Genomic DNA, 19,530 nt, shown 5'->3' with positions numbered 1-19,530 from the left:
CTAATCATCCTCATTAAATAGGTCATCAATATGATCTGGATAACTATAATCCTCTTCAACATGTTCATTTATATAAATAACATCTGCTTTTTGATCCTTATTGCTAATATTTGGTCTATAAGCATTATCTTGTCGTTCTATTGCTTTAACTTTACGTTTATTATCATTAATTGCAGAAATTCTTTCTGCGTTTGATAAATGGTCAGTATTTGCAGATTTTTGAATGGCCTGTTTAATTTTATTTTCAACAAACTCTTCATGCTCTCGTTTCCTCTGTTCTGCTATGACTTTACTTTTAGCCATAGTTTTCTTTTGTTCATCTTGTATTTGCCAAACATCCCAAAAAGATGAACCTTCAAATTCACGAGAACGAATAGCTAATTTACAAATCCAATAACTAGTACTATTTTTTTTAGGAAAAATATAGATATGATCAGCTGAGGCCGGATCATATGCGGCATCAATTTTTTCGGGTCTTATAGTTTCATCAGATCTATGTAGCCAACCTTGTTGAACAATTTCAGCTGAAGTGTAATAAACACCATAGATACAAACACCTAAATCTGAAAGTGTAGCCTTAACACGAGGTAATAAAGAAACCCGTATAGCATCATATGAAAAAGACCTTAATCTACCTGTTCTATGCTGTAACCCCCATTGCCATAATGCTTTAGGTATTAAAGGTAAACTATTAGGCATATCTATATCCCTGTCATACTTTTCAAGAGGTGCAAATTGATTATGATATAAAATGGATGACAATATAATCTCTTTAAATTCAGTAACAGTTAGTTTTGCATCTAGTCTATAATCTTTATCACCGCGTTTTTTTATCTTTGTACCCGTTACTACACCCGGTGCGAAAGGGGTAAAATTAGCCTGTAATGTTCTAAAACTCCGTTCTACAATGCCTTTGGCATCGCCTCTATACGATGGAGTATTTTCAATACGGATAGAAAAACTATTTTCTAAACTTTCAATTTGATAACCTAAAATTTCCCCTCTATCAGCCAGAATAGCATCAGGTAATCCAACAGCCGGCCAGTCATCGCTTTCTATTTCAAAACCATATCCTTTACAAAATTCAACCTTATCTGTCATAGCCATTGCCAATGATTGTATGGCCGCTACATACGACGCATTTTCAAAGCCTACGTAATAACCCGCAACCATTCGACTAAAAACATCTATAACCATATAAATGACTGGGCGACCAACAATGTTAGCTCTATCGCTATCTGACACTAAGTAAATATCTGCTATGGTCGCATCTATTTCATATCGAGAGCCAGGTCCTAATACTTGGGTATTAGCCGTACTACCCAACGGTCGTACATCTTTCTTATATTCAATACTCGAAACCCGTTTTTGTATCTTCTCTACCTGATGATATTCTCTTTTATAGAAGTGTAGCATTTGCCAATTAGTAGGGATTTCTTCTTCAGGGATACCAGGAAAATGATTTTCATGTAAAGATTTAAATCGACGATGCGCATAAGGAAAAGAGTAACCTTTATCAGTCAATAAATACTTATCAATAGCTATTCTAAATAACCTTTCAATGAAGGGATCAATTATAGCTCCAGTGCCAGGCATATATATTCTTGGTCGACCAAGCTTTTTATTAGTGGGGGTACGTTTTTTACCTTTCGCTCCTGAGTTTTTATAGTCAGGGAGCAAAGTATTTGGTGTTTGTCCGCGCTGCCAATACCTACGAGCTAAACGATAAAGCGTTTGTTTAGTTGAGCCATGATCTTCAATAATTTGGTTAATAATCGCCGAACGTGACTTGGCTAAATAAAACTCTGGTGATTCAAGCAAAGGCTTTATCAACTGATAGTTATTATCTCGTTTTGTTTTTGCTATTGAACCTTCTTCTGGTGTTTGAAAAGCTAACTCTGCATACGGGTCTTCTATCCTTATTAATACTTCTTCATTAATATTATTTTCTAATTCTTTCTTACTCATCAATTGAGGAAATGCAGAGGTATTAGTTAATGAAATCCATATCAGATGGTCTGGCATCAGCATTAAAACTCTAAAAGGCACATCGTTGTACTGAACAACTTCATTAATTTGAAACACTGTAAGCCTCCTGTAAAAACTTAATTGTTCCTATTTTTAATTGGTGTGCTTTTAATTTTGGAGCTAATGTGAAAATATCAAAGGTAAAACAACGTTTAGCTAATAAGTGTCTAACTTCTGCTAAAGATTCTCCAACTTGTAGCTCATATGCTATATCTAATTTCTTGCATATATCTATGATGTTTTTATCAGGGTTTTGTGAAAAGTGATAATCATAATAATCAACACGCTGAATTAACAACTCCATATCTATTTCATCACGCTGAGCAGGGTACAACCATTTGATATTTTTAATAACCGTTTGAGGAATATCCTGCTCCGTGACCAGAAACCAAGGAACTTCTTTTAATTTCCAATACCTACGCTCTAATTCAAGTTTTTCAACAGTTCGTGCATCACCTATGGCTTCCGCATATTTTGCCTGAAGAACAAATTTAGGCTGATTAGGATTATGAGAGTTTACGAGAAAATCTGATGACATGTATTGTTTAACCCCTGATAAACTAGGGTGTGAAATACCTGACTCTGCAGCTACCTGAGTAGTTGTTTCTAGTTGTAATGGAAATTGCTCGCGGATTTGTATAACGTCTTGATGCCATTCGAGTAATAAGAATACGGCAAGTTCTAGATCTGAAAGCAGATGATGTGTTCGTTGTGATTTATGACCAAATACTCGATGTACACGACCATCAGAAGGTAAATCCCTAACTGTTATCCAAGGTTTATATTCTGAGTTTTGACCAGAACCCCTACCTTCTTTAATCCATTTGTTGTTCTTAGCGTCCGAGTTTCCTAACTTTCTAGATGCCATAAAAAAACCGCCCTAAAATATGCTCATAATTTAAGCATAGTTTAGACGGTTTCAGTATGCAACTTTATTACTCAGTATGATACTTTAATACTTAGTATGATACTTTATTACTCTCTCACAGCAAAAAGTTAAAAATAAATTCTATTTATTCAACCGTTACTGATTTAGCTAAGTTTCTCGGTTGATCTACGTCTGTACCTTTAATTATTGCCACATAGTATGACAATAGCTGTAAAGGGAGTGTGTATACAATAGGGGCAATAATGTCGTCACAATGCGGTACGTTTATTACCTTCATGGTGTCGTCACTTAAAAAGTTTGCGTCAACATCAGCAAATACATACATGAGGCCACCTCGAGCACGTACTTCTTCTACGTTTGATTTTAATTTTTCAATTAAATCATTTTTTGGTGCAACAACAATGACTGGCATTTCGGCGTCAATTAGGGCTAAAGGCCCATGCTTTAATTCACCTGCTGCGTAGGCTTCTGCGTGAATATACGAAATTTCTTTTAATTTCAACGCACCTTCCATTGCTATGGGGTATTGATCACCGCGTCCTAAAAACAAAGCGTGTTGTTTATCAGCAAAGTCTTCGGCTAAATCTTCAATTGAGCTCGCTAACGCTAATACTTCTTCAAGTTTATTAGGTAAGGTTAATAATGATTTGGCAATACTTTCTTGCTGTACTAGTGGCATACTATGATGTTTACCTATGGCTAAGGTCATCATTAGCAGTCCAACCAATTGCGTGGTAAACGCTTTAGTAGAGGCTACGCCTATTTCAGCGCCCGCTTTGGTCATAAACGATAAATCTGACTCGCGTACTAAGGATGAGCCCGGTACATTACAAATGCTTAAACTTGATGTGTAGCCAATTTCTTTGGCTAACCTTAATGCGGCAAGGGTATCGGCTGTTTCTCCTGATTGCGAGAGTGTTACAATCATTGAGTTTTTAGGCACAAATGACTTACGATACCTAAACTCACTAGCTATTTCTATATTACAAGAAATCCCGGCAAGCTCCTCTAACCAATAACGGGCAACCATGCCTGAATGATAACTAGTACCACAGGCAATAATTTGTACGTGTTCAACATTTTTAAAAATGTCATCAGCGCCATTGCCAAAGGTTTCAATATTAAGCTCAGTACCAGTCAAACGCCCTTCTAAGGTGTTTCGTATCGCCGTTGGTTGCTCGTAGGTTTCTTTGAGCATGTAATGACGATATTCACCTTTATCACCACTGTCATGATTTACTGAGGCTTCTTTGGCTTCTCGCTCTACTGAATCACCATTAATATCGTACACATTCACATCAAATCGAGTGACTTCTGCTACATCGCCTTCTTCTAAGAAAGCAAACTTACGAGTAACAGGTAATAACGCCATCATGTCTGACGCAATAAAGTTTTCACCTAAACCGTAACCAATAACTAATGGGCTACCTGAGCGTGCAACAATAATTCGGTCTTTGTCTGTGCTGTCCATCACCACGGTGCCGTATGCACCTTCAAGTTGTTGAACCGTTTTTTGTACTGCGGCAAGTAATGTATCGCCGGTTTTTAATTCATGATGTACTAAATGTGCAATAACTTCAGTATCGGTTTGAGAAACAAACTCATAACCAAAGCCTTTAAGAAGGTTACGCAAGGCTTCATGATTTTCAATAATACCATTATGAACAACAGCAATATTACCACTAGAAAGATGTGGGTGAGCATTTACTTCGCTTGGAGCACCATGTGTGGCCCGGCGAGTATGCGCAATACCTGTACCACCGCTAAGCGGGCTATCTTGTAATGCTTGCGCAAGTTCTTGCACTTTTCCTAGACGTTTAGCGCTAACTAATAGGTTTTGTTGATCTATGGTTGCGATTCCTGCTGAATCATAACCTCGGTATTCTAAACGTCTTAGTCCTTCGACTAAAATTTCTGCTACATCGCGTTGTGCTACTGCACCGACTATGCCACACATAGTTTATTTCCTTGCTTTAATTTACCGCTTTGGCGCATATTAAATTTACGCCTTGAGCTACTAATTGTGTTCTAACTGATTCAGACAAGTCATCATCAGTAATGAGGGTGTGTATTTGTTGCCATCCTAACTCTAAATTAGGTATTTTTTTAGCTATTTTATCCGACTCAACCATAACAATAACTTCACGCGCTACTTCTGCCATTACTCGGCTTAAGCCTGTTAATTCATTAAACGTGGTTGTACCGCGGTCAATATCAATACCGTCTGCACCGATAAATAGTTGGTCAAAATCATATGAACGGAGAACTTGCTCAGCGACTTGCCCTTGAAAAGCTTCTGAATTTGCGTCCCAAGTACCACCGGTCATCAATAAAGTGGGTTCATTTTCTAAGGCATGTATTTCGTTTGCTATGCTTAACGCATTCGTCATTACCACTAAGCCTTTTTTACTTTCTAACTCACACACTAAAGCCGATGTTGTTTGACCGCTGTCGATAATAATACGGTTATGATCACGAATCAGTGTTGCTGCATACTTGGCAATTATTTTTTTTTGTTTAGAAAGCTTTTCAGTTTTAGGTTCTGTTATTTCACTTGGTAGCGCTATCGCCCCACCATAACGGCGTAAGAGCAAACCGCTATTTTCAAGCGATGCCAAATCTTTTCTAATAGAAACTTCAGATATATCAAATTGTTTAGCTAAACTATCAACGCTTACTTCGCCATTAATATTCAATTCGGCAATAATACTATGTCGACGTTGTTGAGTGTTTCTTTTAGACATGATGTTTAAAATAAATTTTCAGTTAACTTTCATTTATGTTGTTATTATGTTTCATTTCGAAAGTTAATGCAATAAATCTATATTTCCTTCGCCGGAAGACAAAGTTGATAAATTAGAGGCTATTTCGAAATTATTGAACTATTACAACCTTATTAATTTCTTTAAACTTAGCTATATATAATTGAATTTAAACTGTCTACTTACTCATCAAGAAGACGATAGTATTCCGGTGTTTTACTAAACTTAGCAGCCGCTCGTTGTAGTTGCGTCACTAGTTTTTCATCACTATTTTTATTTATCGCTATATAACCTACTCGTTGATTTTCTAAAGTTATATTTTTATAGCGAATAGCAACATCGGGCTGATTAATAGCCTTTAACCCTATTTTTACATTATTAGGATCTGAATAGATTAAATCGACTCGGCCGTTAATTAATAAATTAAGCATTTTATTGCCATCAGAAACAATATAAATATTTTCTTTCTCTGAAAAACCGGCCGCTAATAAGTTCTTTATGTGCAGCAGAACCTAAAATAACAGCAATGAGTTTATTCTTTGCTTCAGCCATCGTTTCAACATAGCTTTCTGGTTTACTTTTCAATGAAATGAATACACGGGCTGCTTGGCTAACCTTAATAATCCAATGAAAACTATCCTCTCTCTCAGGTGTTCTTAACATGCTTAAAATTAAAGTGTTGGGCGTATTTTTAGCAATTGAGAAAGCACGAGCCCAAGGCATATAAGAAACATTGGCGTTAAATTCTGTTTCCTTTAGCAAAGCATTGAGAATTCCAATGGTAGGACCTTTATTTTCACCCTCTTCTTGATATTGAAGTAAGCGACTTGAAAAGGCCACCACATTAAGATCCGTCGATGTTTCATTTTCTTTCTCTGCAATAGAAAAGAAAGGCGCCAACAAGATAATAAAAAGCAAACATCTGTTATATAACATAATAGTGAATATTACTTTTTAACAGGTCTTTGCCAGTTTTTAACATTACGTTGTTTGCCTCGGGCAATAGATAAGTCTTCTTTTTCAACCTCTTTAGTTATAACAGAGCCTGCGGCAATGGTAGCTGTTTCACCAATAGTCACAGGGGCAACTAACGAGCTATTTGACCCAATAAAAGCATTGTCGTTAATAATGGTTTGTGCTTTATTGACTCCGTCATAATTACACGTAATGGTGCCTGCGCCTACGTTAACATTTTTACCAATGAGGGTGTCGCCAAGGTAGGTTAAATGCCCTGCTTTACTACCTTCACCTAGGGTGGTTTTCTTCATTTCAACAAAGTTACCCACATGTGAATCTTTATGCATGGTTGTGCCTGGACGAATTCGTGCGAATGGTCCAACAGAACAATTTTCACCTATAATGGCATCTTCAATAATAGTATTGGGTTTTATTTCAACATTGTCACTGATATAACAATTTTTCAAAATACAGTTAGCGCCTATTTTCACATTGCTTGCGAGTTCTACCTTACCTTCAAAAATACAATTAATATCAATGCTAACTTCATTACCTATGATTAACGAGCCACGAATATCGATTCGGGTACGGATCACGTAAACTCGCGCCGGCAATCATTAACTCTTGCGCTAATCTTGCTTGATAAGCACGCTCTAATGAGGCTAGTTGTACTCTATTATTCGCACCTTCTACTTCAATTTCAGTTTCAGGGTGTGCAGTTGCTATCGGTTTACCTTCATGATGCGCTGCAGCAATGACATCGGTTAAATAATATTCGCCTTGGGCATTTTCATTAGAAAGACCACCTAACCAACGTTTTAAATCGCCACCATTAGCTAACAAAATACCTGTATTGGCTTCATTAATGGCGAGTTGTTCTGGGCTTGCATCTTTTTGCTCGATGATACCAACCACTTGACCATCAACACGAACAATACGACCATAACCTGTTGGGTTAGCTAAATTAACCGTTAACAAAGCCATGCCATTATCAGGTTTAGCTTGCAGTAGACTTTCTAGCGTTGAGACTTTAGTCAGTGGTACATCGCCATACAGTACTAATACATCTTCATTATCGTTTAAAAAAGGCGAGGCTTGATCAACCGCATGCCCTGTACCTAATTGCTCTGTTTGTTCTACAAAAGTTAAATCTTCACCTGTACCGTTTTCTGTTAATGTAGCTTTAAGTACTTCACCACCAAAACCATAAACCACATAAATGTTTTTAGCGCCAATTTGACGTGCGCTATCAATTACATGTGAAACCATAGGTTTATCGGCAACAACATGGAGCACTTTGGGTAAGGCAGAGCGCATACGAGTACCTTTACCCGCAGCAAGAATAACAACAGAGAGAGACATGATAAATCCATTCAAATTAACTAATTTCTTATAGCTGTTATTGTACCTAAATTTCAACGATCTTTACTAGTGATTATGTTGAATAGCCATACTTTCGCCATTAGCATTGTATATACCAGATGCACTATGGTCGATAAATCCGAGATTAATCATTTTAATTAAAAAGGGATCAGATTCATTATCACCAATGTCGGCAAAATCCGTGCTTTGGTAATTAGCACGTTGGGCAAAAACCTGATTGATCACATCCTGATTACGCTCAATTTTTTGTAATTGCCAATGACTTTTTTTATCACCTTGTGTAATGGTTAACTCTGTCATTATATTCAAATTTTTATTCCATAACAGTTTGCCGCTTAAATTTGAATCGTCGCTGTGCCATTGATACTGCTCTTGCTGATAACACCCGTCTGCCGTGGTATTAACTAACGTTAACGTATGTTTTTTACTATCTGGAATAAGCTGTCTAATTTGTTGCCAGTATTCTTCTGACATTGGTTTAGCTTGATATTCTATACTTCTTTTAAAATGATCAAAATGAGTGGTTTTTTGAACTAAACCATTATTTAGCCTATACCAAGTTGTCGATTGCTCGCCATTAATTGACAAAACTTTTTGATTAGTTCGCCATAATGAACTGAGATGAACAGCTTTATCGGTAATTGAATATTCTTGTTCATTACTGTGTGTATTGCTATTTGTTAATTGATAATACGCGCCGAGTAAGTCTGCTCTAAGATGGCAAGTTTGCTCTGCTTTTACCAAAAAAGAAGTGAATATCAACAGTAAAAAAATCGCTATATAACTTTTCATTAAATACTCCAGGGGAGTTATCACTAACTCCCCTTAATTGCTTAAAACAGGTAACGTTAGTCGTTGCTACTCGTTAAATTAGCCGCATAATTCATAATATGAAAAATAATACTTTGTTCATTTGTACCCGTAACTAAATGTGCGCCTGGTCCTGATGCAAAAATGGCTACGTCTTCACCCGCATGGGTTTCTGATGATAAAGGCACTAGTGCTTCTTGATGAAAGCCGGCCGTTGTTGTATCTACACTGGTCAAGTCAACACGACCTGCGCCATTTTCATGGCCATAAGCGGCATCAGCATCAGTTTCTTGCCCTAAATTTTGATATCCAAGACCATTGGTATACCCCAATGTAGTGTATGGCATACCATCACTCGCTAAACTTTCTTCTGTTTGACCTACACCCACTACTTTACCGAGTATTGGATTACCGCGTTTTGGATAACCCGCTATGGTAAATACATGGCTATGATCCGCAGTAACAATAATGAGTGTTTCTTCAGGGTTAGTGCTATCAATAGCCATTTGTACCGCTTTGGCAAACTCAATGGTGTCGTTTAATGCGTTATATGCGTTACCCGCATGATGCGCGTGGTCTATACGACCTGACTCAACCGTTAAGAAAAAACCTTTATCATTATTATCTAATATATCAATGGCTTTGCTAGTCATTTCACTCAAGCTAGGCTCACCTGCGATATCATTGGCTCTATCGGCTTCATATTGCATGTGTGATTCATTAAATAAACCCAATAAGTGGGTTGTTGTTTCAGGATCAATTGCATCAAAACTCGCTTGATCTACAATATATTTTCCTGAAGTGTAATTAGCTTGCCACTCAGCAGTTAAATCACGGCCATCACTTCTATCGCCTTCTTTTTCACTGACGGCATCAATGCTGTTAAAGGCTGCATCTTTAGGTAAAAAATGACGTCGCCCACCACCCATAACTACTTCAATACCATCAACATCTACACCTGCCATTCTCGCTTCTAAATTAGCTTCAAAATTCACTAATTGCGAAGCAATATCTTCACAACCTGCGGCAATGGCGTCAGCGGGCATATCTGATACATCTTCCCAATTACGCTCTGCTGATTTTGCATAAGTCGCTGCCGGTGTTGCATGAGTAATTCGTGCTGTGGAAATAACACCCGTAGATTTACCGGCAATTTCAGCAAGCTCTAACGCCGTAGTCATTTCATTACCGGCAACACTTGCACAGTTACCTCGCTGAATATCGGCATCAACACCTAATACGCCGGCATCTGTTTTAACGCCTGACATCATGGCTGTCATGGTTCCTGCTGAATCAGGCGTTTGTGCATCAACATTGTAGGTTTTAGCAAACCCTGAAAAAGGAAAGTTTTCAAAACTTAAGCGATTACTCTCCCCTAACATACCTTTGCGCTGCCCTTCAAGAATTCGCGCAGCGGTTAAGGTAGAGATACCCATGCCATCACCGACAAATAAAATAACATTTTTTGCTTTGCCTTTGAGTTCTGATATTTCAGACACACTTTTCCAATTAGTTTCTGCCGTTTCTATTGCTTTTTCCCCTTGAATAAACCATTCATTGGAAACGTTTGTCGATAAGTTTTCTTTAGTTAACGTATTATTTTTATCACTATCATCACATGCGGCCAAACTACATAAAATGGTAAGGGCAATTATTGAGTTATTAAAGTTTTTCATAAATTTTTCCTAAATTATTAACTTTGGCCACTATTCAGTTAAGCCAAGCGCTTTATTGATGATATGGAATATAACGCTCTGCTCAATATTACCTTGTACTAGTTGAGCACCTGGTCCCATGGCGTGAACAGAAATATCTTCGCCTGCATGAGTTTCTGAACCTAAAGGAATATTAGCTTCTTGATGATAACCACTGTCCATCGTGTTAATTGTTGTTAAATCTATACGCCCTGTATTAATCGCTTCGTTGTAACCTTTGTCCGCATCTGTTGCACCAATAAGGTTACGATGTCCTAAACCATTGGTATAACCTACTGTGGTATATGGCATACCATCGCTTGCTAAACTGGCTTCTGTACTTCCGACAGATACAACTTTACCTAAAATAGGATTGCCCCGTTTTGGGTAACCCGCAATGGTAAATACATGACTGTGATCGGCGGTAACTAAGATCAACGTTTCTTCTGGATTAGTATTATCAATGGCAGCTTGAACGGCATTAGCTAACTCAATGGTATCGGTTAATGCATTGTATGCACTACCTGCATGATGACCATGGTCAATACGCCCAGATTCAATAGTAAGAAAATACCCATTTTTATTGTTGTCTAAAATATCTAAGGCTGTAGTCGTCATTTCAGTTAAGCTTGGTTCACCGGCAATATCATTAGCTCTATCAGCCTCATATTGCATATGCGACTCATTGAATAATCCTAAAACTTGCGGTGTATTGGTGGTGTCTAATGAATCAAAACCCGTTTGATCAATAATATATTTGCCTTTTGGATAACTTGTTTGCCATTGCGCAGTTAAGTCAACTTCATCGGTTCTGTCTCCTTCCACTTCACTCATTGCATCAGCACTATTAAAGGCGATGTCTTTTGGTAAAAAGTGACGGCGACCGCCCCCAAACATTACTTCGATGCCATCAACATCAATGCCTGGATAACGTTCTTCTAGATTTTTTTCAAAATTGATAAGTTGTGAGGCAATATCTTCACAGCCTTGGTCAATGGCTTCGCTCGGCATATCAGAAATATCTTCCCAATTGCGATCTGCTGATTTTGCATAGGCTGCTCTTTGGTGTTGCATGGGTAATACGAGCTGTCGATATTATACCTGTTGATAATCCGCGTATTTCAGCAAGTTCTAGTAAAGTGGCAACTTCATTCCCTTTTACTGTTGTACAGTTACCTCGTTCAATCTCTTCATTAACCCCAATGACGCCAAGATCGCTTTTTAATCCAGACATCATCGCTGTCATTGTGCCGGCAGAGTCTGGGGTTTGCGCATCAACATTATAGGTTTTTACCAAGGCACTAAAAGGAAATGTTTCAAAACTTAAATAACCTTCTTCTCCTGACTTTCCGGCTTGCTGACCTTGTAATATTCGTGCTGCGGTTAATGTAGAAATACCCATACCATCACCAACAAAAAGAATTACATTTTTAGCTTTGTTTTGTGTTGTTTGTGCCAATTTATTCGCTAGTACTTGTTCACCTTGTTTATACCAGTCGTTAGTTTTTTGATCATTAAATAAATCAACAGCTAACGCAGAGAGGCTTACACTCGGCAGCATAGTCGCTAAGACCAATGCGATGGTTTTTTTGTGCATTATTTACTCCAACCAGATAAATTAAAAATTAATATGCGAGCTAAAATAAAGCATTTGTGTGAAGTAAATATGACTAAAATATGGTGTTTTATTGATGCTTATATGACAATTATATTTCAATAAACTAAAGCGTTATTTAACTGAGTGTTGATTATTTAACTATTATTTTTCCCTTGCACACATCAAGTGCAAATGAGCTTTAATTCGCCCTTTAATTACGCAAAAAGTTAAGACGTTCACTTATACCTACATAGTTTTATTTATATTTTACAATTACTTATATTTTATAAAACCTTTGGTACACATATTGCGGTAGCACTATCAATATTGTCTGTGAGAGTGATAAGTAAACTATGAGTTCAAAAATAAAGTTAGTGGTGGTGGGTAATGGTCCCGTTGGTCATAATTTTTTAGAGTATTTGGTTGAAAGCGGTCAAAGTGAAAATTATCAAGTCACTGTCTTTGGTGAAGAGCCTATTCCGGCCTATGATAGAGTTCATTTAACTGCTTGGTTTAAAAATCAATCGGTTAAAGACATTAATATGGTTCACGATGACTTTTACCCTCGTAATAATTTTGCTCTCCATACGGGTGACAAAGTCACACAGATTGATCGCTTTAAACGTGTGGTTATTGCTGAATCAGGGATTGAAGTGAGTTATGACAAAATAATTTTAGCCACTGGCTCTTTTCCTTTTGTTCCACCAGTACCCGGACATCAACGTGATAATGTATTTGTTTATCGTACCATTGATGATCTTGAGAAAATTACCGCGGCAGCAAAAACAGCTAAAATAGGTACTGTAATAGGTGGTGGTTTACTTGGCTTAGAAGCAGCAAAAGCGGTAATGGATTTAGGCCTAAAGACGCACGTAGTTGAGTTTGCTCCCCGTTTAATGGCTGTACAGGTAGATGATGGCGGCGGTAAAATGCTGAGCAAAAAAATTGAAGATTTAGGTGTTAGTGTTCATACACAAAAAAACACTCAAAACATTAGTGATGGTGACGGTGCTTTTCACAAGATGAGCTTTGCTGATGGCAGCGAGCTAGAAACCGACCTAATTGTTTTCTCAGCCGGTATTCGTCCTAGGGATGAATTAGCTCGTCAAGCAGGTTTAGGTATGGGTGCTCGTGGTGGTGTGGTAATTAATAATAATTGCTTAACTTCAGACCCTGACATTTATGCCATTGGCGAAGTAGCCCTTTGGGATAATAAAATTTATGGTTTAATTGCGCCAGGTTGGGCAATGGCTCACGCAGCTGTAGATCACTTAACGGGTACAGGCACGAGCGAGTTTCTTTGGTGCTGATATGAGTACCAAGCTAAAATTGATGGGAGTTGATGTAGCTTCTATTGGTGATGCTCATGGTACTACCCCTAACTGTCGTAGTTATACTTACGTTAATGATCGTGAGGAAGTCTATAAAAAAATTGTAGTCAGTGAAGACGATAAACTCTTACTTGGCGCTGTACTTATTGGTGATGCCGCTGAGTATGGTTCTTTATTACAATTCATGCTTAACAAAATGGAATTACCATCAGAGCCAGAAGGATTAATTTTACCTAGCCTTGATGGCTCTTCAAGTGGTATAGGCGTTGATGCGTTACCTGATTCTGCACAACTGTGTTCATGCTTAAATGTTACCAAAGGCGATATTATTGATGCCGTAGAAGCGGGTGCTTGCGATATGGCAGCAATCAAATCATGCACCAAAGCAGCCACAGGTTGTGGTGGTTGTACAGCCTTAGTCACTCAAGTATTAAATTGTGAATTAGAAAAGCAAGGGGTAGAAGTTAATACCGATCTTTGTGAACATTTTGCCTATACTCGTCAAGATTTATATAACATTATCCGCGTTGAAAAAATTAAGACCTTTGCCGAATTACTTGAAAAACATGGCACAGGCTTAGGCTGTGATATTTGCAAACCAACAGCAGCTAACATTCTTGCTTCTTGTTGGAATGACCACGTACTTGATAGCAAATTACAAGGTTTACAGGATACCAATGATTATTTCATGGGTAACATGCAAAAAGATGGGACGTATTCTGTTGTGCCTCGTGTAGCCGGAGGTGAAATTACCCCTGAAAAATTAATTGTTTTAGGTGAAGTCGCTAAAAAATATAATCTGTATACTAAAATTACTGGCGGTCAACGAGTTGATTTATTCGGCGCTCGGTCTGAGCAGTTACCTGATATTTGGCGTGAATTGGTGGATCTTTGGTTTTGAAACAGGCCATGCCTACGGTAAATCTTTAAGAACGGTTAAATCATGTGTTGGCTCTACCTGGTGTCGTTATGGCGTTCAAGACTCAATGGCGCTGTCTATCTTATTAGAAAACCGTTACAAAGGTTTACGTTCTCCCCATAAATTAAAAATGGCCGTTTCTGGCTGTACTCGTGAGTGTGCTGAAGCACAAAGTAAAGATGTGGGTATTATTGCCACCGAAAATGGTCAGAACATGTATGTATGCGGTAATGGCGGCATGAAACCTCGTCATGCTGACTTGTTTGCATCAGATCTCAGTGATGTAGATTTAATTAAATATATTGATCGCTTCTATATGTTTTATATTCGTACAGCTGATCGCTTACAACGTACTTCAGTTTGGATGGATAACATGGAAGGCGGTTTAAAGTATTTAAAATCTGTCATCATTGACGACAAATTAGGTTTAGCTGCTGAATTAGAGCAAGAGATGTCACACGTGGTTGATACTTACCAATGTGAATGGAAAACCACCATTGAAGATCCTGAAAAATTAAAGCGTTTCACTCACTTTGTTAACAGTAAACAGCATGACGAAAATGTCATATTTACCACTGAACGTGAACAAATACGCCCTGCTATGGCTTCTGAACGAAGCACTGAAACTATTTAATAAGGACCTGATATGAGCATACCACAACAACAATGGTTTGATATTTGTACTATTGACGACATACTTCCTAGCATGGGACGTTGCGCACTTTTTAACGAACAGCAAGTGGCTATTTTTCGAATAATCGATAAACATGGTCAAGAACAACTATATGCTATAGATAATTACTGTCCGTTTAGTCACTCCAATACTTTATCCCGCGGCTTAACAGGCAGTATTGCTAACAAGGTAGTAGTCGCCTCTCCGCTTTATAAGCAACATTTTGAGTTAACAACTGGACTTTGCCTTGAAGATGGCGATGTTAGCGTTAAAACTTACCCTGTGCGCCTTAACGGCACTACCGTTCAGCTTGCAGCTTAAGGAATTACAATGAATAATTTTACTAAGTATACTTACTACACTGCTGATGTTTTCACTGACCAAGCATTTCATGGCGTTCCTTTACCTGTTTTTCCCGATGCTAGTGGCTTAACCGATGAGCAAATGCAAAAAATATCAAATGAATTAAATGCTTCAAGTACTATTTTTTTGCTACCTACTGTTGATGAAAACACTCGAAAAATTCGTGTATTTTCTAAAGAAAAAGAACAACCTACTACTCTTCATGCTATTTTGGCGGCGAGTTATATTTTAGCTAAAACTACAATAACTCTCACCAATAAACATACTTTGATTTCCCTTATTTCAACTATGAAGGGTCATAATCAAATAATTAATAGTTACGTATCTAAAAATGAGGACGGTGACGTAGATATTATTCAACAAACCTACGATACACATGCAGCAATTGATTATTACACGCCAACTACTGAAGAGTTAGCTGCAATGTTGTCCCTTAATCCTGCCGATATCAGCTTTGATCATTATCGCCCTTTGATTGTTTCATGTGGTGTACCTTATTTAATAGTCCCTATTATGTCTTACACCGCGATACGTGAAGCTAAGTTTAACGAATCTGCATGGAGTAATTCATCGGCTCCTAGTTCATTAGCACAAGAAATATTACTTTTTGCTAACAATACCGATGACAACCCGACCGATTTTCATGCCCGGTTACTAGGTCCTGCTATCGCACATCATGAAGATCCACCTATAGGTGGTGCAATAGCAGCATTTGCCAACCATATTTGTGACCATCCCCATGTGCAAACAGGCACTCATATTTTTGGCATACAACGTGGAGCAAACGATGCCCGTAAGAGTCTTTTTTATGTGGAAATGGATAATAAGCAAAGCAAAGACTTAACCATACGCGTTGGTGGCTATGGGGTGTTAATGAGTGAAGCTTGTATTAGAGTTGTGTAGATTAACGTAGTGATTAAACGTATTGATCGCTTCGTTTTATTATAATTAGTAATGTGCTTTTTAGTTATTTTAAATTCTAAGGAACTTTTTCTTATTTACCTACTCTTATTATATGTAAGTTTTATTTCCCCTTAGTATTTCATGTTTTATGCGTCTATTTAATAGGCGCATTTTTTTATCTCATTTATAAATATCCTTATACTCTATTAATCTGATACCAGTTCCATTAATTAAGTGATCTATTTTATACGTAGAAAAAATTAGAGTACAAACGAATAAATCCATGAAAATGTTTTGCACAAAAAAAGCCCTGTTACTTTGCAGTAACAGGGCTTTTCTAATTTAATTCACTAAACCTTAGCTTATGACTAAACGGGAAAAATAATTAATTTCTCTTGCTTGTCGCCTGAATAACACGTAATTGCGCAACTGCTCGCGCTAATTCTGCAGCTACTTCAGCATAATCTACATCACCACCATGATCATTCATGTTGGCTTCTGCTCGTTGCTTAGCTTCAAGTGCAGCTTGTTCATCTAAATCATCAGCACGTGTTGCTACATCAGCTAACACAGTAACTTGATTTGGTTGAACTTCTAACATGCCACCAGAAAGATAAATAACTTCTTCGCTACCATCATTTCTCGTAATAAGTGCCATACCAGGTTTAAGTGAGGTCAGTAAAGGTGCGTGACCAGGCATAATACCCAACTCACCTTCACTACCTGTGATCTGTAATGATTTTATACTGCCAGAAAACAAACTTTCCTGTGCACTTACTACATCCAGATTAACAGTTAATAATGCCATTTGACTCGACCTCTATAGTAATAAGTACTTAGTAAGTAACCCTAAGTACTTATCAGATGATTACATCTTGTTAGCTTTCTCTACAGCTTCTTCAATAGAACCAACCATGTAGAATGCTTGCTCAGGCATATCATCATATTCACCCGCTAAAATTCCTTTGAATCCGGCAATGGTGTCTTTTAATGATACATATTTACCTGGTGAACCTGTAAATACTTCAGCAACAAAGAATGGTTGAGATAAGAAACGTTGAATCTTACGTGCGCGAGATACTGTTTGCTTATCTTCTTCAGATAACTCATCCATACCTAAGATGGCGATGATATCTTTTAATTCTTTATAACGCTGTAATACTGTTTGAACACCACGAGCAACTTCATAATGCTCAGCGCCAACCACTAATGGGTCAAGCTGACGAGAAGTTGAATCTAGTGGGTCAATCGCAGGATAAATACCTAACTCAGCAATAGAACGAGAAAGTACTACGGTTGCATCTAAATGCGCAAAAGTAGTTGCAGGACTTGGATCCGTTAAATCATCCGCCGGTACGTATACCGCTTGAATTGACGTGATTGAACCCTTGTTAGTTGACGTAATACGCTCTTGTAATACACCCATTTCTTCAGCAAGTGTTGGTTGGTAACCAACCGCTGATGGCATACGACCAAGTAACGCTGATACTTCAGTACCTGCAAGTGTATAACGGTAAATGTTATCTACGAAGAATAATACGTCACGACCTTCGTCACGGAATTTTTCTGCCATAGTCAAACCCGTCATGGCAACACGTAAACGGTTTCCTGGAGGCTCGTTCATTTGACCGTATACTAACGATACTTTATCAAGTACGTTAGAATCGTTCATTTCGTGATAGAAATCGTTACCTTCACGTGTACGCTCACCAACACCGAATACAGAATAGCCGCTATGCTCAATGGCGATGTTACGAATAAGTTCCATCATGTTTACTGTTTTACCAACACCAAGACCACCGAATAAACCTACTTTACCACCCTTAGCGAATGGACAAACTAAATCGATTACTTTGATACCTGTTTCTAACAATTCGTTAGACATGGCTTGTTCTGCGTAAAGCTGGCGCTTCACGGTGAATTGTCCAACGGTCTTTTTCACCGATTGGACCTGCTTCATCGATTGGCTCACCCAATACGTTCATGATGCGACCTAACGTCTCAACACCAACGGGTACTCGGATACCATCACCTGTGTTTTCTACATTCAGGCCACGACGCAAACCGTCTGAGCTACCCATTGCGATAGTACGTACAACACCGCCGCCAAGCTGCTGTTGAACTTCAAGTACTAAACCTGCAAGGTCACCTTCGGTTATTTTTACTGCGTGATATACCTGAGGTACGGCATCTTGTGGAAATTCAACATCCACAACTGCGCCAATGATTTGGACGACTTTACCTGTACTCATGTTTATTCCTCTTAATTTAAGCTAATCAACGCTTTGCGCGACTAGCTTTTCGTTAAATTACGTAAACGTTTATGTTAATAACTCTTAACCAACCGCAGCTGCACCTGCTACAATTTCACCCAATTCTTGAGTAATTGAAGCTTGACGTGCTTTGTTGTATACCAGTTGTAAATCTTCAATCAAGTCGCCAAGATTATCTGTTGCGGCTTTCATGGCTACCATACGGGCAGCTTGTTCACAGGCTAGGTTTTCAACCACGCCTTGATATACTTGCGATTCTACATAACGAACTAATAATTGATCTAACAATACGTTAGCATCTGGTTCGTAAATGTAATCCCAACGATGCTTAATTGCGTCATCGTCAGATTTAGGTAAAGGTAATAACTGATCAATTGTTGGTGCTTGTGTCATTGTGTTAACAAACTTGTTATACACAACAAACAACTTATCAATTTCACCGTCATCATAAGCCTTAAGCATTACCTGTACACTACCAACAAGATCGGTAATTGACGGGTTATCTCCTAAGCCTGATGTTTGTGCAGATACTTTAGCGCCCATATTATTGAAAAACGATGTAGCTTTAGAGCCAACAACCGCAAATTCAACTTCAGCACCAGATGTTTGCTTTTCAGCAGCATCTGCAAGTACTTTTTTAAATAAATTTATATTTAAACCACCACACAAACCACGGTCTGTTGATACAACAATATAGCCAACGCGCTTAACTTCTCGTTCATCCATATAAGGATGACGATATTCTAAGTTACCAAGCGCAATATGACCGATCACGTTACGTATATTTGTCGCATATGGACGAGAGGCTGCCATACTCTCTTGTGCTCTTCGCATTTTAGATGCGGCAACCATTTCCATAGCGTTTGTGATCTTTTGAGTGTTTTTAACACTCGCAATCTTGGTTTTTATTTCTTTACCAACGGCCATGACTCTCTCTCCGAAAAGATT

The 19,530-nt window shown here is 38.1% G+C and carries 12 protein-coding genes and 4 pseudogenes; 3 read left to right on the top strand and 13 right to left on the bottom strand.

Going from position 1 to position 19,530, the window contains the following annotated elements:
* The 10 genes and pseudogenes from L3081_RS01685 to L3081_RS28850 all read right to left on the bottom strand — a co-directional run bounded on the left by L3081_RS01685 (position 1) and on the right by L3081_RS28850 (position 12,120).
* Positions 1-2,085, bottom strand: coding sequence for a DDE-type integrase/transposase/recombinase (locus tag L3081_RS01685; protein ID WP_242282981.1), 2,085 nt, complete (start codon positions 2,083-2,085; stop codon positions 1-3).
* The gene (locus tag L3081_RS01680; RefSeq protein ID WP_242282980.1) at positions 2,072-2,896 is read right to left on the bottom strand and encodes a TnsA endonuclease C-terminal domain-containing protein; all 825 of its coding nucleotides are present in this window, start codon (positions 2,894-2,896) and stop codon (positions 2,072-2,074) included. The genes L3081_RS01685 and L3081_RS01680 overlap by 14 nt, the downstream gene beginning before the upstream one ends.
* 145 nt (positions 2,897-3,041) lie before the next feature.
* Positions 3,042-4,874: a glutamine--fructose-6-phosphate transaminase (isomerizing) gene (glmS, locus tag L3081_RS01675; protein ID WP_242282978.1), complete on the bottom strand. Its 1,833-nt coding sequence runs from the start codon at positions 4,872-4,874 to the stop codon at positions 3,042-3,044.
* Between the two features lie 16 nt (positions 4,875-4,890).
* The gene (locus L3081_RS01670; protein ID WP_242282976.1) at positions 4,891-5,661 is read right to left on the bottom strand and encodes a DeoR/GlpR family DNA-binding transcription regulator; all 771 of its coding nucleotides are present in this window, start codon (positions 5,659-5,661) and stop codon (positions 4,891-4,893) included.
* Between the two features lie 200 nt (positions 5,662-5,861).
* Positions 5,862-6,110, bottom strand: a complete 249-nt coding sequence (locus tag L3081_RS01665; protein ID WP_242282975.1) for a type 2 periplasmic-binding domain-containing protein — start codon at positions 6,108-6,110, stop codon at positions 5,862-5,864.
* A gap of 10 nt (positions 6,111-6,120) precedes the next feature.
* Entirely contained in the window at positions 6,121-6,597 is a 477-nt protein-coding gene (locus L3081_RS01660; RefSeq protein ID WP_242282973.1) for a type 2 periplasmic-binding domain-containing protein, read from the bottom strand.
* A 29-nt stretch (positions 6,598-6,626) separates the two neighbouring features.
* Positions 6,627-7,998, bottom strand: a pseudogene (glmU, locus tag L3081_RS01655) (bifunctional UDP-N-acetylglucosamine diphosphorylase/glucosamine-1-phosphate N-acetyltransferase GlmU).
* A gap of 66 nt (positions 7,999-8,064) precedes the next feature.
* Positions 8,065-8,811, bottom strand: a complete 747-nt coding sequence (locus L3081_RS01650) for a hypothetical protein (protein ID WP_242282971.1) — start codon at positions 8,809-8,811, stop codon at positions 8,065-8,067.
* Between the two features lie 56 nt (positions 8,812-8,867).
* Positions 8,868-10,505, bottom strand: a complete 1,638-nt coding sequence (locus L3081_RS01645) for an alkaline phosphatase family protein (protein ID WP_242282969.1) — start codon at positions 10,503-10,505, stop codon at positions 8,868-8,870.
* Positions 10,506-10,535: 30 nt separating this feature from the next.
* A pseudogene (locus L3081_RS28850) lies at positions 10,536-12,120 on the bottom strand (alkaline phosphatase).
* A 353-nt stretch (positions 12,121-12,473) separates the two neighbouring features.
* Here L3081_RS28850 and nirB point away from each other — a divergent pair.
* From nirB to L3081_RS01625, 3 genes and pseudogenes are all read left to right on the top strand, one after another.
* Positions 12,474-15,004, top strand: a pseudogene (nirB, locus tag L3081_RS01635) (nitrite reductase large subunit NirB).
* 12 nt (positions 15,005-15,016) lie between these two features.
* Positions 15,017-15,364, top strand: coding sequence for a nitrite reductase small subunit NirD (nirD, locus tag L3081_RS01630; RefSeq protein WP_242282967.1), 348 nt, complete (start codon positions 15,017-15,019; stop codon positions 15,362-15,364).
* A gap of 9 nt (positions 15,365-15,373) precedes the next feature.
* Positions 15,374-16,309, top strand: a complete 936-nt coding sequence (locus L3081_RS01625) for a PhzF family phenazine biosynthesis protein (RefSeq protein WP_242282965.1) — start codon at positions 15,374-15,376, stop codon at positions 16,307-16,309.
* 385 nt (positions 16,310-16,694) lie between these two features.
* Here the strand turns inward: L3081_RS01625 and L3081_RS01620 are convergent, their stop codons facing one another.
* The 3 genes and pseudogenes from L3081_RS01620 to atpG form a co-directional block, all read right to left on the bottom strand.
* Entirely contained in the window at positions 16,695-17,117 is a 423-nt protein-coding gene (locus tag L3081_RS01620; protein ID WP_242282963.1) for a F0F1 ATP synthase subunit epsilon, read from the bottom strand.
* Positions 17,118-17,177: 60 nt separating this feature from the next.
* A pseudogene (gene atpD / locus L3081_RS01615) lies at positions 17,178-18,561 on the bottom strand (F0F1 ATP synthase subunit beta).
* 84 nt (positions 18,562-18,645) lie between these two features.
* Entirely contained in the window at positions 18,646-19,509 is an 864-nt protein-coding gene (gene atpG, locus L3081_RS01610) for a F0F1 ATP synthase subunit gamma (protein ID WP_242282961.1), read from the bottom strand.
* Positions 19,510-19,530: the final 21 nt, after the last annotated feature.

The organism is Colwellia maritima (assembly GCF_022669015.1).
GTDB classification, from domain to species: Bacteria; Pseudomonadota; Gammaproteobacteria; order Enterobacterales; family Alteromonadaceae; genus Colwellia; species Colwellia maritima.
The sequence above is the reverse complement of the archived record's forward strand: the minus strand, read 5'-3'. Positions and strand labels throughout refer to the sequence as shown.

Excerpts from the sequence above, each read along its gene's own strand:
- nirD (WP_242282967.1), top strand. The coding sequence starts at position 15,017 with ATGAGCATACCACAACAACAATGGTTTGATATTTGTACTATTGACGAC.
- glmS (WP_242282978.1), bottom strand. The coding sequence starts at position 4,874 with ATGTGTGGCATAGTCGGTGCAGTAGCACAACGCGATGTAGCAGAAATT.
- L3081_RS01650 (WP_242282971.1), bottom strand. The coding sequence starts at position 8,811 with ATGAAAAGTTATATAGCGATTTTTTTACTGTTGATATTCACTTCTTTT.
- atpG (WP_242282961.1), bottom strand. The coding sequence starts at position 19,509 with ATGGCCGTTGGTAAAGAAATAAAAACCAAGATTGCGAGTGTTAAAAAC.
- L3081_RS01665 (WP_242282975.1), bottom strand. The coding sequence starts at position 6,110 with ATGCTTAATTTATTAATTAACGGCCGAGTCGATTTAATCTATTCAGAT.
- L3081_RS01645 (WP_242282969.1), bottom strand. The coding sequence starts at position 10,505 with ATGAAAAACTTTAATAACTCAATAATTGCCCTTACCATTTTATGTAGT.
- L3081_RS01625 (WP_242282965.1), top strand. The coding sequence starts at position 15,374 with ATGAATAATTTTACTAAGTATACTTACTACACTGCTGATGTTTTCACT.
- L3081_RS01680 (WP_242282980.1), bottom strand. The coding sequence starts at position 2,896 with ATGGCATCTAGAAAGTTAGGAAACTCGGACGCTAAGAACAACAAATGG.
- L3081_RS01620 (WP_242282963.1), bottom strand. The coding sequence starts at position 17,117 with ATGGCATTATTAACTGTTAATCTGGATGTAGTAAGTGCACAGGAAAGT.
- L3081_RS01670 (WP_242282976.1), bottom strand. The coding sequence starts at position 5,661 with ATGTCTAAAAGAAACACTCAACAACGTCGACATAGTATTATTGCCGAA.